General features: G+C 43.3%; 9 protein-coding genes and 1 pseudogene. 3 read left to right on the top strand and 7 right to left on the bottom strand.

Annotated elements, in window-relative coordinates; genetic code table 11:
* The first annotated feature begins 608 nt into the window (after positions 1–608).
* Positions 609–1973 carry a 3-phosphoshikimate 1-carboxyvinyltransferase gene (aroA, locus tag MmiAt1_RS08060; RefSeq protein ID WP_318786373.1) on the top strand — a complete coding sequence of 455 codons (1365 nt, stop codon included), beginning with the start codon at positions 609–611 and terminating at the stop codon, positions 1971–1973.
* Positions 1974–1999: 26 nt separating this feature from the next.
* Here aroA and MmiAt1_RS08055 read toward each other — a convergent pair whose 3' ends face one another.
* The 4 genes from MmiAt1_RS08055 to gatC all read right to left on the bottom strand — a co-directional run bounded on the left by MmiAt1_RS08055 (position 2000) and on the right by gatC (position 5643).
* Positions 2000–2236: a hypothetical protein gene (locus tag MmiAt1_RS08055; protein ID WP_318786372.1), complete on the bottom strand. Its 237-nt coding sequence runs from the start codon at positions 2234–2236 to the stop codon at positions 2000–2002.
* 260 nt (positions 2237–2496) lie between these two features.
* Complete coding sequence (gene gatB / locus MmiAt1_RS08050; protein ID WP_318786371.1) at positions 2497–3942, bottom strand: Asp-tRNA(Asn)/Glu-tRNA(Gln) amidotransferase subunit GatB; 1446 nt, start codon at positions 3940–3942, stop codon at positions 2497–2499.
* Entirely contained in the window at positions 3943–5316 is a 1374-nt protein-coding gene (locus MmiAt1_RS08045; protein WP_318786370.1) for an amidase family protein, read from the bottom strand. It abuts the gene before it with no gap.
* A gap of 45 nt (positions 5317–5361) precedes the next feature.
* Positions 5362–5643, bottom strand: coding sequence for an Asp-tRNA(Asn)/Glu-tRNA(Gln) amidotransferase subunit GatC (gene gatC / locus MmiAt1_RS08040; RefSeq protein WP_318786369.1), 282 nt, complete (start codon positions 5641–5643; stop codon positions 5362–5364).
* Between the two features lie 386 nt (positions 5644–6029).
* Here gatC and MmiAt1_RS08035 point away from each other — a divergent pair, with 386 nt between their 5' ends.
* The gene (locus MmiAt1_RS08035; protein ID WP_318786368.1) at positions 6030–7457 is read left to right on the top strand and encodes a methanogenesis marker 14 protein; all 1428 of its coding nucleotides are present in this window, start codon (positions 6030–6032) and stop codon (positions 7455–7457) included.
* Positions 7458–7475: 18 nt separating this feature from the next.
* On the opposite strand, the gene MmiAt1_RS08030 is transcribed toward MmiAt1_RS08035, so the two are convergent.
* Entirely contained in the window at positions 7476–8894 is a 1419-nt protein-coding gene (locus MmiAt1_RS08030; RefSeq protein WP_318786367.1) for an AAA family ATPase, read from the bottom strand.
* A 276-nt stretch (positions 8895–9170) separates the two neighbouring features.
* Positions 9171–9485, bottom strand: a complete 315-nt coding sequence (locus MmiAt1_RS08025) for a DUF2098 domain-containing protein (RefSeq protein WP_318786366.1) — start codon at positions 9483–9485, stop codon at positions 9171–9173.
* Positions 9486–10332: 847 nt separating this feature from the next.
* Here MmiAt1_RS08025 and MmiAt1_RS08020 point away from each other — a divergent pair.
* Positions 10333–15504 carry an InlB B-repeat-containing protein gene (locus tag MmiAt1_RS08020; RefSeq protein ID WP_318786365.1) on the top strand — a complete coding sequence of 1724 codons (5172 nt, stop codon included), beginning with the start codon at positions 10333–10335 and terminating at the stop codon, positions 15502–15504.
* A 127-nt stretch (positions 15505–15631) separates the two neighbouring features.
* Here the strand turns inward: MmiAt1_RS08020 and MmiAt1_RS08015 are convergent.
* Positions 15632–15743, bottom strand: a pseudogene (locus MmiAt1_RS08015) (GTP cyclohydrolase MptA); the annotation flags it as partial.

Genomic DNA, 15743 nt, shown 5'->3' with positions numbered 1-15743 from the left:
TTTTGATTTGTTCGGATTTTACAAACGGATTTGCAAAAGATGCATCTGTTAGAGACAAAATGCAGAAAAACAAATCAAAAGCGTGATTGTTGAAAGGTCTGTTCAGTGAAAGAAATCGAGAATTAAAAGAATAAATCCGGACTTTAGAAATAAATTTCAAATCCGAATAAATTTTCAAATATTCGACAGACTGAACAGAAAAAAAATTCGAAAGTAAATTGTTTTTTTTGTAAATATTCGAGCAAAATGTAATCAGAGATAGTGGTTGCTGTTGCTGCTTACTGCGCGCGAAGCGCGAAGCGCGAAGCGCGAAGCGCGAAGCGCGAAGCGCGAAGCGCGAAGCGAGTGGTCACTACATCATACATAAATTTTACCCCTGAACATTTAAAATTCCAATTGCCGAGAAACAACTCGACAAAAAGTACAATCATTGATTGGTAATAATCAATTGTAAAAAGTAAGAGATTTAGATATATATATTTAATTGCATAGATTAGATTATTAAACAAATATTATTTTTTAAACGAATGAAAAAAATTCGGTGTGTTTGTCTGCATACCGTTAAAGACAACCGAACCCTTATAATCAATAAAAGAATAGCCAATTCAATGATTGTTTCCGTCAAAAAATCAACTCCCGCCGGAGAAATAACAGCACCGGCCTCTAAAAGTTATACGCACCGCGCTGTTTTGGCCGCATCGCTCGGAAAAAACGAATGCCGATTATCGCATCCGCTTTTGTCCGCCGACACAAAGTCAACCATGGAAGCCTGCCGGCTGTTCGGCGCAAATGTCGAAGAAAAAACAAATCCGGAAACAAATGAAAAAATCATTCTGATTCAGGGTTTTGACGGAAAACCGAAAAACCCCGAAAAACCGGTTGATGTCGGAAATTCGGGAACAACGCTTCGATTCATGACGGCGCTTTCCGGACTTACCGACGGCGAAGTTGTTTTGACCGGCGATGAATCCATTCAAAAAAGATCAAACGCTCCGCTTTTGGAAACATTGAACAAAACGGGCGCCGAAATTTCTTCAATTCAAAACAACGGCTGCGCGCCGCTTGTCGTGAAAGGAAAAATCAATCCCGGCGTTTTTTCAATTGACGGCAGCATGAGTTCTCAGTTTATTTCAGCACTTCTCCTGGTTTGCCCGCTCTTAAAAGAAAATTCAAAAATAATGATAGACGGCGAACTGAAATCAAAACCGTATGTTGACATAACCCTTGAAATCGCGCAAAAAGCCGGCGTCAGGATTTATGAAAAACAATCGGCCGGCACAAAAAATGATGCAGGTCTCTTAAATGACGCCGGCATTTTTTATGAAATTCCCGCAAACCAAACATACAATCTCGGCGATTACACGATTCCGGGCGATTTTTCTTCCGCCTCATATCTTTTAACCGCCGCCGCTTTGATTCCCGGCGCCGATATAACAATGAGCGGCCTTTTTCCGTCGGCCCAAGGCGACAGCGCCATTGTTGAAATTTTAGAAAAAGCCGGTGCCGATATTTCGTGGGACAAAGAAAAAGGCGTCATTCATGTTTCAAACAAAGCCGGCAAACGGCTTAAAGGAATCATTTGGGACGCCGGAATTACGCCGGATTTGGTCCCGACGCTGGCCGTTCTCGGCGCCTTTTCAGACGGCGAGACAAGAATTACCAATGCCGAACACGTCCGCTTCAAAGAAACCGACCGCTTAAAAGCAATGGCCGAAGAATTGACAAAAATCGGCGCCGTCATCGAAGAAACCGCCGACGGTCTTTTCATTTCAGGCGAAAAAAGCAAAGGAAAAATGAAAGGAGCCGCCGTTTGCGGCCGGGACGATCACCGGATTGTCATGTCGCTTTTCATTGCGGGAATGATAACGGGAGAGATGGAAATCGACACCGCCGAGTCGGTTCAAATTTCATATCCGGACTTTTTTGAAGATATGAAAAAAGTCGGGGCTGTTTTTGAAACAAAACAAAATTGAATACAAATACCGATTCAATTCAATTTTTAATATTTCTTATTTAAAAAATCGGCGTCTTTATCGTAATCATGCCAAATATAAAAGATATAGACAGCAACCGCAATCAAAAAGATCAGCAGAACAGCATAAACCTCAGGGTCCGCCTCTGAAAGATCATCGGCAAAAGCAATCAGCAAAGATTCATTTTCGCTTTCTGCAGCTGCAATTCCAAAAAACAAGACAAAGAAGACAGCTGAAAGTAAAAGAATAAATTTTGAATTCATGGGGGTCCTTTAAAGATTTGATGTAATTCTATTAAAATCTATCTCTGAGAAAAAATATAAAAAAAATATAAAGATTAAAATCCAAACAAATTTTAGAAGATTTTTAAAAAATGTTTGAATAAAAAACAAAAAAACAAAGAGCGGAAAAACATAAAAACAAAATAAAAAAAGAAAACAAGAGAAATAAAAAGAAAAACAAGAGAAACAAAAAGAAAAGAAAATCGGATGAAATCCGATTTCAATCATATTTTGCTTTTCGATTACAGTTTTTCAAGTTCTTTAAGAACCATTTCGCGGGCCAGTCTCGCGTCCGCCTTTCCTTTGGCTTTTTGCATGACTTTGCCGACAATAAAGTTCAGCGCCTTTTCCGTTCCCGCTTTGTAATCGGCAACAGCATCGGGGCTTTCGGCAATCGCTTCTTTGGCCGCGGTTTCGATGAAATCATCGGCAACCATTGCCAAACCTTTTGCTTTCACGATGTCGGCCGGTTTGCCGCCGTCATCCAAAAGCGTACGAACAACCGTAATACCGCTTTCTTCACTGATTTCTTTCTTTGAAACCATCTCAATGACCGCAGTCACATCTTCCGCGCTGACCGATGTCACCGGCAAATCGCGGTAGTTGAGTTCACCCTTCACAATATCGGCCACCCATGAAGCCGCCGATTTCGGGTCGACTTTTGCGGCAACACTTTCAAACAAATCCGCAAAAGCACGTTCCGTCACCAAACTTTTGGCGTGGGCGTCGGAAATCGCATACTGCTTGACAAAGCGTTCGCGTTTGGCATCGGGCAGTTCCGGCATTTGGGCGCGGATGCCGTCCACGCGGTCACCGACAAAAAACGGCACCAAATCAAAGTCGGGGAAGTAGCGGTAATCATCTGCCGTCTCCTTCACACGAAGACTGATTGTCACGTTTCTGTCTTCATCATAGTGGCGTGTTTCCTGAACCAAGGGCTTGTTTTTCCGGAGGAAGTCCTTCTGGCGCATAATTTCATAGTTAATCGCTTTTTCAACCATTTTGTGCGAAGAAATATTTTTCACTTCAACACGCGTGCCTTCAATGCGCTGACCGTTGAAAACATTCACGGAAATGTTGGCGTCCGCCTTCATAGCACCCTCTCGGGAGCCGTCAAAGACATCCAAATATTCCAAAATACTTCGAAGCTTATCCAAGAAGCGACGGGCTTCTTTCGCGGATCTCATGTCGGGAGCCGTCACGATTTCAACAAGCGGCATGCCCGACCGGTTAAAGTCGATAATACTGCCGGTTGACTTTTCAATCGTTCCGAAGTGCGCCATTTTACCGGGGTCGTCTTCCATGTGCGCGCGTGAGATGCGAACTTTTAATTCGCCGTCTTCGCCTTCAATAATAACGTAGCCGTCTTTCACGATCGGCCGATCAAACTGAGTCACCTGATAACCGTTGCCGAGGTCCGGATAGAAATAACTCTTCATGAAAAAGTCCGTCTCATTTTCAATTTCAGCATTGAGCGCAAGCCCGATACGGATTGCGTATTCGACGGATTTTTCGTTCAGAACAGGCGTCGTTCCGGGAAGCGCGAGACAGCCCGGACACAGGCAGGTGTTGGCCTCGCTGTCCGTGTAATCAGACGTGCAGCTGCAGAACATTTTGGTGTTCGCATTGTTGAGCTGAACGTGAACTTCAAGACCGATCATAATGCCGTCGGGGTTTTCGTAAACCATTTAAATCGCCTCCGGGAATTTGATAAAATCGGTTGCATTTTCAAACGCCGCCGCCGCCGCAATCACATCCGCGTCTTTTTGGAAGCCGCCGATAATCTGAAGACCGGCCGGCAGATTGCCGACAAATCCGCACGGAACGGTTGCCGCCGGAAGTCCGGCTAAGTCTGCGCCTGCAATGGCCGCAGAATAAGAGCTGAGTTCAATGTCGCATCCGCCGCCGCACGCACCGCCGAGATCGGGCGCGACATCTTTGGCTGTCGGGGAAATCAAAAGATCGAATTCTTTGAAAACGGATTCGAATTCCTCAAGAATCAGCGTTCGGGTCTGCATGGATTTCATATAATAATCATTGTATTGGCCGGCCATGAGCATGTAAATGCCGAGCATAATTCTGCGTTCGGCAACGGGGCCGAAAAGCGCGCGCGTCCGGGCAATCATTTCGTGCCAGTTGTCCGCTTCAACGCGCGGGCCGAATCTGGTGCCGTCAAACTTGGCAAGCATGGCGGAACTCTCGCCCGCCGAAATTATATCGTGAACGGCCTGCATGTATTTTGCCGTTTTTAAAGAAAACTTTTTACAAGCTGCACCGAGTTTTTCAAACACGGCAACGGACTCTTCAAACGTTTTCATAACATCCGCGCTCACGCCTTCCAAAAATTCTTCGGGAATGCCGATTTGAACGCCGTCAAGCGGTTTGTCGCCGGACTTGATTTTTGCCGAATAATTCATTGTTCCGGGAAGAGATGTTGTGTCGCGGGAATCGTTTCCGGAAATGACATCCATCACGGTGACGATATCAGAAACGCTTGTCGCGGTCACGCCGATTTGGTCGAGCGATCCGGTGTAATAAATGAGGCCGAATCTTGAAACGGCGCCGTAAGTGGGTTTAAATGCGGGCGTTCCGCAGTAAGAAGCGGAAACGCGAAGCAGACCGCCGGCATCGGAACAGACGGCTGCCGGAACAAAGCCGGCCGCAACGGCTGCCGCCGATCCGCTCGGACCGCCTTTTTTGGTCTTGTCTCGCGGATTTTTAACGGGGCCGTAAGCGCTTGCCGCGCCGAGAATACCGAATTCGGCCATGTTGGTTTTGCCGATTAAAACGGCGCCGGCTTTTTGCAAATCATCAACGGCTTTGCCGGAAAACGGCGGAACATAGCCTTTCATTATTTGAGAAGCGCAGGTTGTTTCAACATCCTTGGTTGAAATGTTGTCGGAAAGCGCGATTGGAACACCGGCAAGAGGACCGGATTCGGCCGACTCCGCGTTTTCGCAAACCGTAATAAAAATGCCCGAATCGTCTTTTTTGATTTTTTCAAGGCTTTCGGCCGCGGCTTTACTGCCGGCCGCTTTAAATGCTGCAATATCTTTTGTCATATTTTCCCTCAGATACAATATTTGAATTGTTTAACGGCCGATGCATTACAAGATTTTCGGAATCTTAAACGATGTTTCATAGACATCCGGCGCATTTTTAAGCGCGTCTTCGACACTCATGGAAGGGACAACGACATCTTTGCGGAGAACTGTCGTTAAGCGGGACGGGTTGACGGTCTTTTTGACGCCGTCTGCGGGCGCGTCCGCAATAACGGTATAATAATCCAGTTTCTTGTTGATTTTGTCTTGGAATTCGGGAATGTCCGCATCATCGACTGCAATTCGAGCGACCCAAGCCAGTTCTTTCGTTTCATCTTTTTGAATCATTTATGTACCCCTTATGCGATTTTTATAAGTTCACACGGGTTTGACAACGTGTTTTTTACGATATTAAAAAGTGTATCAGTTATTAAATAAAAGATTATCTGTATGCATAATTTTTTGTCACGATTATTAATAGAACAAATAAGTCGGAATCAGGCGGATTTTATACAATATTCTTTGAAAAAGCCGATATTGTAATTATTTAACATGCAAATTATAATTTGCAGTAATTTATTGGCGCGGATTATTGCGGCAATTTATTGAATTTTATTGAATTTTATTGAACTTAATTGAATTTCCGATTTGATTCGAAAAAGTCCGATTTGATTATCTAACAGAATATATTATAAGGCATAAAGATTTTTTCAAACAAAACAAAAAATGAGAATATGTCCGCGGAACATGAGTTTGCAGGAAGCCGATTTCTCGGCAAAAAAAACAATCGGAACAAATTGAATATCACCGATTCTTCTTTCATAGTGGCATCTGTCGAAGCCGGCAACACGACCACGAAATGCATTTTAACGTCAACGGATTTGAAAACGGGAATGACGGAAGTCATCGGCAAACATGTCCGGCTGACGCGGGATATTCAAAAACCCGCCGAAACGTCCGAAATTTTCGGAAAAACAATCGGCGGAACCGAACTGACAAAAGAAACACTGGCCGAACTCATTCGGGATACAATTCACCGGGCGCTCTCTGAAAAAAACTTAACCGCCGATGATGTTCATTTTGTCGTCCGCTCAACCGGCGTGACGGCCCAAACCGGCGAACAATTGGAAATGATTATTTTAGCGCTTGCGCAAGGCTGTCTTTTAGCCGGATTTCCGCCGCGGAAAATGACGGGATATTTGAGTTTGAACAATATGCCGGACCAATTGAAACCGTATTCATATCTGGAGCAGGTTTATTTTGACGGCGCTGTTGCGGGTGTCCGCCCGCCTGCCGGTCCCGGGGAAGGAATAGTTTCAAACGAGATGGAAGGCGAATTGGCGCTGGCCGGAATCAAGGAAGCCGGAAAACACAGCGGTGCAGACATTCGAAATCCGTGCGTTGCCATTGACATGGGAACAACGCTTTCGGGCAGAATCGCTGACAGCAGCGGACCGTACGCCAAAACAGTTGCCAATTTCTGCGGCTATGCCGGCGCTGCCGTCGATGCATTGATTCAAAAAATCGACCCCGACAAAAAAAGCGCATACGAATTGATCGGTTCCGAAAACGAAACGACCGGCCTTCTCGATGAAATTTTCAAGGAAATTGAAAAAACAAAAAATGAAATTATGAAATCCGTCCGCATCATGAAAATCCCCGACGGTTTAACCTGTTTCGGGCCTTTTGCGGTGAATGCCAAAGCGGCAAACGAAGCCGGCCTCGCCCTTTTCGGCTGCGATATCGGAGAAAACGGATCGGACATCGAAAAGCTGTCGGAAATCGGAAAAGCGATTTATGAGGCCGGCGGAATGAGTGCCGTCTCGGCTCTGGCGGATGAAATCATGTCCGAAATTTCTGTTTCCCTGATTGACTGCATCAAAAAGGAAGGACTTCTGAGAGATGAAGCAATTATCGGAATGACCGGGCGCGCCGGAACGACGGGGAAGAAAAAAGAGCTGACAATCGAAAAGCTGAAACAAAGAAATATAATTGCCGACCCTGAAAAGAAACTGATTTTTACCGAAGACGGACTGGCGCGGGGCGCTGCGGTGATGGCGCGCTGCATGAATTCACTGGGATGTCCGAACAATCCGATCGGCGGCCGCCGCGGCGGCAAATGTATTATGAAGGAACGGCAAGAGTTTCAGAACATGAAATGATGATTGACACGACATCTGTTAAAGAGCATCAAATAAATCATTCAATGTAACTTCTGATTGAATCATGTCCGAATAAATATTTTTTTGAATACCGTAAGTTGTCACCATTGTGAGATGGATAGCTTTTCGAGAACCGCTTTTTTGAATAAACACTGATTTTTTGCGGTTTAAATTTTCACTATATTTTTTATCAATTGCAAATAATCCGGTTCCTGAATATTTCATTTCGCACAAATTGATGACACCGTCATTACGATCAATTATCAAATCAACCTGTGCTCCGGTATCAGAAGTTTCTCCTCTCCATGAAGAAATATTTGTTAAAACACCGGAAACGCCCAATTTTTTCTGAATCTGCAAAACGTGTGTCAAACAGACTTGTTCAAAGGCGTAACCGCTCCAAGAACGATGACGAGCACTGTCAATAGATTTCAGCCAAAATTGGCTGTCACTAAAAGTATTATTTATCATAAATTTGAAATAAAAAAGAGTATAAAAATCAATAAGTTGGTACAAATACCCTTTTTTTTTCCCGAACGCATGGTATTTTCGAATAAAACCACATTGTTCTAATTCAACCAAATTTTTAACTAATCCGCCGCCGTCTGATATTTTGGTGTTGCGGGAAATTTCATCACGAGTCATGCCTTTCGATTTTCGGCTCAAAAATTCAACAATTTTAATATGATTTTCCGAATATTTAAACAAAGACGCATACAAACGGTCCAATTCATCCGTTAGTTCCCCGTTCTTGGAAAAACAAAGTTTGTCAATGTTTTGCGCCAAGCTTAATTTTTTGTCAATTAAATTCAAATAATAAGGAATGCCGCCCAAGATCATATAATATTCAGCAATTTGATATCGGCTCATTACAATGTTATTTTCATGAAAATATCTTTCACATTCGTTTAATGTAAAAGGTTCGATAAACATGCGCCTTGTAATCCGATTATATAAACCGCCTTTATTTTGAATCAAATTATTCATCATCCAGGAAGTGGCAGAACCACAGACAATTAATAAAATATCGGGTCGAGAAGAAGCCCAGCTGTTCCAAAAATATTCCAATGCAGGAATAAACTTTGAGCGGGGTGTATCCATCCAGGGAACTTCATCCAAAAAAATCACTTTTTTTGTATCGGAGGAATGTTCTAAAAGATGAACCAATTGTTCAAACGCTTCGAACCAAGACTTTGGAAAGGGATAGGATACCTTTCCATATTGGTTTAAAGCAGCATTAAAATTATGCAATTGGTCTTGCATATTGGCATTGGCCGAACCTGTAAAATAAAAAGAAAAATCATTTTCAAAAGACTCTTTAATTAAGAAAGTTTTTCCGACCCTCCGGCGACCGTAAACAGCAACAAATTCTGGACGTTCGGATTTAAAATAATCCGCTAAAGCTTTTTTTTCATGGTCTCGTCCGATAATTTTCATAAGAATCTAAAAGTATATTACGCGAAAATGTATTAAAATTTTGTGTTTTCGCGAGATATAAAATTATAACTCGCGAAAATCAGAAAAAAACGTACGTTTTCGCGAGTTATAAAACCAGCATTAGAAAAGAACGAGAACAGCAAGCTGCATGGAAAATCACTGATTATTGCCGCATTAAAAATAAAATAAACAAAGTATGCAAAACATAAAAATTCAAATCAAAAAAGAAAATAAAAATTGAGCCGCAAATGCGGCTGTTTTTGAAAAAGAACAGGATTATCCGGCGCCGCCCGGGGCGTCGCGGCTTTCGACGTTTTGAAGAGATTCGATGGCTTCTTCGCGCATGCGGATTTTCTCTTCGATATCGGCTTCCAGATCTCTGCGTTCGGCTTCTTTTTTCACGACTTCGTCGGTGAGTTCCAAAAGCTCGATTTTGTAATAAAGGTCGGTTGAATCAAGAAGCGCCCAAATGCCTTCGTCGTCTTCCATAATTTCGGTGATTTCGCCGATGGTTCCCGTATTGATGTATTTGACATAGTCGCCGACTTTCATTTCGCGGCCGCGGATGTCAAAAACTTTGAGCTCTGCCATGTTTTGTTTGAATGTGTCCAAGGATTAAAAAGATTCTGTTTTTTTCATTTATTGCTTTTCTTCAAGAATAATACATAAAATCAGACACGGGAGTGTAAAAAATAATGGATTCAAAAAAGAATATTTATTAACAGAATAGATTTTTGAAACAATTCATTGACTGTCAAAATAAATATATACAATTAAAATGAAGTATAAAATTAATATTATTACAGGACTGCAATTCAAATACAATTGTTTTTGCAGAACTGCACAATTGTATTCATTCAATGGAGCGAAAAGATTATGTATGATGTAGTAACGGACGCTCGCGCTTCGCGCTTCGCGCGCAGAAAGCAGCATGCAGCGTGCGCCATGGATATCTGACCTGCATCAAATTTAAGATTTTTACTTCATTAATTTTCTTTGATTTAAAAACAGCAGAAATTTATTTTAAAATTGAAAAAATCAAAGAAATTCGTACAATTGTAATAATAATTTTGACAATTATTAAGAGAACAGCGAATGCTCTGAAAAATTCGGCGTTTTTAAAGTCGGATTTTTTCAAAAAAACTCTTAAAAAAATCTGTCCCGCATTTCTAAATCGGACAATAATAAACATCGGACTTAGTCACATCTTTCACGTTTTTGGCTTCGGCCGTACTGCTTCCGATGTGCAGAATATTGTATTTCCGGGAGCGGAGCGGATTGAAGTCAAAATAAAAAACGAACCCAAAAAAAATTTAACTCCAAAAAGCCGGCGCGAAAAGCGCCGGCGCCTTTCAATCATATTTCATAATCATTCATCCGGCGAGATGAAATCATGATCAAACAAGGGTTTACCTTCATGAGCACAGGAGATTTATAAATGAGACATACAAAACCGATAAACATCTTAATCGCATTGTTGATATTATTTTCAATATTCGGCGGAACAATAACTGCAGCCGATCCGAATTCCCAAGAAACAGCATATTTTCCGAAAAACATCGACTTTACCGAAGCAGAAAATATTTTACCCGAGATTCTTCCGGAAACAAAAGTGATACCGGAAGGATATGACGAAACGGAAGTTTCGCCGGAACCGGAAAAATTACCGGAGTCACTTGAAGAAAATGAAAAACAAAATTTCCAATTACTTCAAGCACGTTTGCTTCTGATGCCCGAAGATTACGGGAATCCGACAACCGTTGAAATTACAACAAAACAGCAGCTGTTGGATGAAATTTTAAACGCCCTCGGAACCAAAGAAGTCGACGGATACGGCAATCGAATAAAAACAACTTACAAATTAATGGACAATTTTACTGTTTTAGCCAGTGAACTGAATAACACACATTTTTATTATCAATATCATGCCCAAGCAGGGACCCTTTATTCCAATATTGACGGAAACAATAAAACAATCACAATCATCGTCGATCAGTCCGACCCGGCAAGACCTCTATTAAATCGTGTCAATGATGTTCATAACACAAATAAAACCGACCGGCTTTTCATTAAAGATCTGACTGTCAAATACGTCGGTGACGGCACATATACAGGAGACGTAAAAGTTTCACCGTTTGTAAACGATTATCTTGTATTTTGTGATTTAGAAAACATAACCATAGAAGTGGAAAATAATATTGTCGCCGATTATCGTTTATATGTCGTCAATTCTCCGACAAGCGAATTGTGCGCCCGAGCAAATGGGTTTGCCGAAATGATTCAGACAATTCCTAAAAAAGACGACAACGGCAACTATGTTTACGATTCACGCGGACAATTGGTCTATGAAGAAATAATTCTCAAAGACATTAAAATTTCAGCCAAAACAATCGGCTACATCTCCGGAAAAACACCTGAGAACCCGGGACAATGGGTCGGTTGTGCCAATGGTTTTGCAACCACGACCGGATTGGATGTCTTTATCGACAATGTTACTTTGAATTATGAAAAAATGGATACAACCAGCCAATGGAGTGCAACGACCTCCGGTTTTGCACAATTTACATTGGGACAGCTGAGCAATATTACGGTAAACGTTGAAGGGGATATGATTGCCGACGGCTATATACGCGGCGGCCCGGATTCATACGCCGGCGGATACGCCAGAATTTACGGAATCTCGGAGTTTGGCGGCTGGTTAAAAGATTCTTCCGTTAACGTCGGCGGCAACATGACAGCAATATGTCACGAAAACGGAACACCGGCTTCCGGCGTGCTTGGCGCCGTCATTAACGGCATATCCGACACGTCCGACACGCCGATGAGAAGGTACAACGGTGTCGAATTCATAAACAACAGCTTGACAGTCGGCGGAAACGTAACGGCAAAAGCACCGACAACTGTTTTCATTACAGGCGGCATTGACAATCAAAACGGCAATCGTTACGGCTATTCACGAATTTCACAAGACAACACCGTCATTGTATACGGAGATGTAGAAGCGATTGTGGAACAGACAAAAACCGGTTCATACGGAACAACACAATCTCTCATTACCGGCATGACTTCAGGCATGGGAGAAAGCATCAACGACACCCTCATTGTTTACGGGAATATGACTTCCTACTGTCAAAAAGGAAACAGTATACTGATTGGCCACACATGGGCAGGCGGTTACGGCGCATCTTCTCTTTCGAACGGAAAATTAGAAGTTCACGGAATAATGAGTTCCGTATCAGATGAAGGTTCAGCTTCCGTTAACGGAATGAATTACGGACAAACGCAGCAGCATGAAAACAATAAAATGATGGTATTCAACGAAAATGATGAACCGCACGGCATATATGCAGAAACCGGGAAAAACACAGCTAATGCACAGATTCACGGTTACGGCATCACCCCGTCGACATCAACCGTTCCGATGACCGTCGCAAACAATTCTGTTTATGTTAACGGAAATATGACGGCAAAAGCACCGGAACGTGTGACAGCCGCCGGAATAACTTACAGTATTGCCGCTGCTCAGCCGAATTCGCTTATCGAAAACAATATCATCAGGATTGACGGAAAAATATTGAGTATCGCTGATGACACAACCGCAACGACAGCAATTAACGGATACAACGGATTTGCTTATTCGACGGGTTTCATTACATTCCCGAATCAAAAAGTGATGAACAACGCTGTTTACGCAAGAGACGGCATATACACGGAAGTGCAGACCGGAAACGGATATGCTGCCGGCTTTGCTTTACAGGCCAATGACAGTTCCCAGATTCACGGAAATACGTGGCTGGACCGTCCCGGAAAATGGACGGCTTCAAGTGCAGAAGAAACGCGAGCCGATTACGAAACTTTCATTATCGTCCCGGCGGATTCAAAGACAGCCGGCAATTTTTACACATCCGTATTAGAAGGACAGCGCGTCAGCAACGAACTCGTTTACAACCCGGCGACATTCGTTTATGAACCGGTGACCGCTGACATTCAGCCGCTTTTAGAAGTCAGTTCCGCAGCCGATTATTCTGTAAATTCGCCGTACATCATATCAAAAGATCAGGATATCGGAACACTCGGCTTGGCCGGCATTGACGCGTCAAAAGCCGTTTTATCCGGCGATGATTTAGCGATGCCCGAAGGTTCCGCGGTCATGTTAACCGCAGCGGAAGGAAGTAAACGCGTTGTGAAAGACATTCCCGGAATCGGGCATGTTTACACGTCCGGCGGCATTTCCGGAAATATATTTATTGACGGCAACGATGACGGAATAAAAGATGCGGGAGAAGAAGCTTTCGGCGTGACGGTTAAAGCATATTACGGCGGCACTGAAGTTTCATCCTGCCAAACGGATGCAAACGGCGATTATACAATGCCAATTCCTTTGCTGACGGTTTTAGACCCGGGACTCCTTCTGAAAATGGAATATTCCGAAGGGTATCAAAGCAGCAGCCATGCCAATAATGATTACACGGATCAGAATGAAATTCTGCTCACGCACTATTGGACGGAATCCGTTTCCGGCCAGGTCGGCATTCTTTCGGGCGAAACCGGATTAACCGTTGAATTTGATTCGCAGGGCGGTTCTGCCGTTTCGAAAATCAACGGCATTCAATCGGGAAATTTGATTGCTCAGCCGATTTCTCCGACGAAAAGCGGTTTTATTTTTAAGGGGTGGTTCAATGAATCTGAATGCACAAATTCGTGGGATTTTGCATCAGATACAGTGACGGATAACATAACACTCTACGCAAAATGGGACAACGCTTACACAGTTATCTTTGATTCGCAGGGCGGCTCAACAATAAATCCGATAACGGGGATCGCATCAGGCGAACTCATTCCCGTGCCGGCTATTCCGTATAAAACCGATTCGGCATTTGACGGCTGGTACAATGAATCTGATTGCATAAACCCGTGGGATTTTACAACCGATACGATTACCGATGACATTACACTATATGCAAAATGGATTAATTTGTATACCGTGACTTTCAATTCGATGGGCGGAAACAGTGTCAATTCAATGAACAACGTTCAGGACGGATCGACAATCACTCTTCCGACACCGACAAGAAGCAATTCCCCGACCGGTAATCTTTACGTCTTTGACGGATGGTATAAAGAACCGTCTTACACAAACGAATGGATTGAAACAACGGATGTCGTGACGAGTGACACAACATTGTATGCAAAATGGATCAGTACATATAATGTCAGTTTTGTTGTGTTAGGCGGGTCGCCGCAGCCGACAAACTTGACACATGTGCAATACGGAAGTTCCGTTACGGAACCGACCGCGCCGACAAAAGGAACAGATATTTTCGGCGGCTGGTTTACGGAACCCGAATGCATCAATCAGTGGAATTTTGCAAGTGATACTGTTTCCGGAAAAACCGTTTTGTACGCAAAATGGACAAATACGGTACCGAGCACGTATACAGTGACTTTTGATACGCAGGGAGCCACATCAAAGTTCCCGAACACGATTACAGGCGTTGTTTCGGGAAACAAGATCTCAAAGCCGTCTCCGAATCCTGCTAAAAACACAGGCGGAACTTTCGGCGGCTGGTTTAAAGAACCGGCTTGCATCAATGAATGGGTTTTCGCATCGGATACTGTGACCGATGACACGACGCTGTATGCAAAATGGTCCAATTATACGGTCATTTTTGATTCACAAGGAGGCGAGCCGAACAGAATTACGAAGTATGCAGATCCGGGAACTTTGATTACACCGCTTGATCCTGCACCGACACGCCGAAATGATACATTCGACGGATGGTTCAAGGAAACTGCATATATTAATGAATGGAATTTCGCATCGGATATGGTGAACGGAGATGTTTACCTTTTTGCAAAATGGATAACAACTTACACAGTGACGTTTAACACGGCCGGCGGTACGAGCATCTCACCGGTCACCGGAATTTCAGACGGACAGGCAATATCTGCGCCGGCAGATCCGATTAGAGGAACGGACAAATTTGAAGGATGGTACAAAGAACCGTCATACACCAATGTTTGGGACTTCGCGGCAGAAACCGTGACTCAAGACATTACTTTGTATGCAAAATGGGCAACGACTTATACCGTCACATTTGAAGCAAACGGCGGAACACCTGTTCCTTCAAAACTGACGGGGCTGGCATCGGGAAGTAAAATATCTGTACCGGCTGAGCCGACAAAAACGGATTATACTTTTGAAGGATGGTACAAAGAACCGACATGTCTCAATGAATGGGATTTCATAAATGACGAAGTCACAAGAAACATTGTTCTTTATGCAAAATGGGCGGATACACCCGTTACCCCGCCGGTTACACCCCCGGGAGGAGGAGGAGGAGGAACGGGCGGCGCGACCGTGAATAACAGCACAGGCGGCATAAGTTCAATTCAGCCGCCCGAAGACGGCGGCAGCACGGGCAGCAATGACAGCGGCAGCGGCAAAATTGAAGAGCCGATGCCGGGTTATGAAGAAATAAAGGTTTCATGGCTGTTTATTTTCTTCATTTATGTATTGGCAATCGTTCTTTTCATTTACAGAAGAAAGAAAGAAAAGGATGAAGAAGACGAATATTTGGAACAGCAGCAAATGAAAAACAGAATTTGAGAATAAAATAAACAATAACGGCAGAAACTTTTTCTGCCGTTTTTATTTTTTGATTGTTAACTTCGCCTGATTATTGCTTTTTTACAATGTTTCCCGTTGAAACAAAACAAATTCAAAAACGTTTTTATCAGCCGTTTTTAATTTCGGACCGAATGTCGCCGATTCTCGCGACGCGTTCGGCAAAAGCATTGTGTTTGTGAATGCTTTCTTCGTTGATTTGCTTGATTGTAATAATCGCG

Origin of the sequence: Methanimicrococcus hacksteinii, from assembly GCF_032714515.1 — an archaeon.
GTDB classification, from domain to species: Archaea; Halobacteriota; Methanosarcinia; order Methanosarcinales; family Methanosarcinaceae; genus Methanimicrococcus; species Methanimicrococcus hacksteinii.
Note: the sequence above shows the minus strand (reverse complement) of the source record. Positions and strands in the feature narration are given on the sequence as shown.

What these genes read in the sequence shown, in the direction of transcription:
- aroA (WP_318786373.1), top strand. Translation starts at nt 609, where the DNA reads ATGATTGTTTCCGTCAAAAAATCAACTCCCGCCGGAGAAATAACAGCA.
- MmiAt1_RS08055 (WP_318786372.1), bottom strand. Translation starts at nt 2,236, where the DNA reads ATGAATTCAAAATTTATTCTTTTACTTTCAGCTGTCTTCTTTGTCTTG.
- gatB (WP_318786371.1), bottom strand. Translation starts at nt 3,942, where the DNA reads ATGGTTTACGAAAACCCCGACGGCATTATGATCGGTCTTGAAGTTCAC.
- MmiAt1_RS08045 (WP_318786370.1), bottom strand. Translation starts at nt 5,316, where the DNA reads ATGACAAAAGATATTGCAGCATTTAAAGCGGCCGGCAGTAAAGCCGCG.
- gatC (WP_318786369.1), bottom strand. Translation starts at nt 5,643, where the DNA reads ATGATTCAAAAAGATGAAACGAAAGAACTGGCTTGGGTCGCTCGAATT.
- MmiAt1_RS08035 (WP_318786368.1), top strand. Translation starts at nt 6,030, where the DNA reads ATGTCCGCGGAACATGAGTTTGCAGGAAGCCGATTTCTCGGCAAAAAA.
- MmiAt1_RS08030 (WP_318786367.1), bottom strand. Translation starts at nt 8,894, where the DNA reads ATGAAAATTATCGGACGAGACCATGAAAAAAAAGCTTTAGCGGATTAT.
- MmiAt1_RS08025 (WP_318786366.1), bottom strand. Translation starts at nt 9,485, where the DNA reads ATGGCAGAGCTCAAAGTTTTTGACATCCGCGGCCGCGAAATGAAAGTC.
- MmiAt1_RS08020 (WP_318786365.1), top strand. Translation starts at nt 10,333, where the DNA reads ATGAGACATACAAAACCGATAAACATCTTAATCGCATTGTTGATATTA.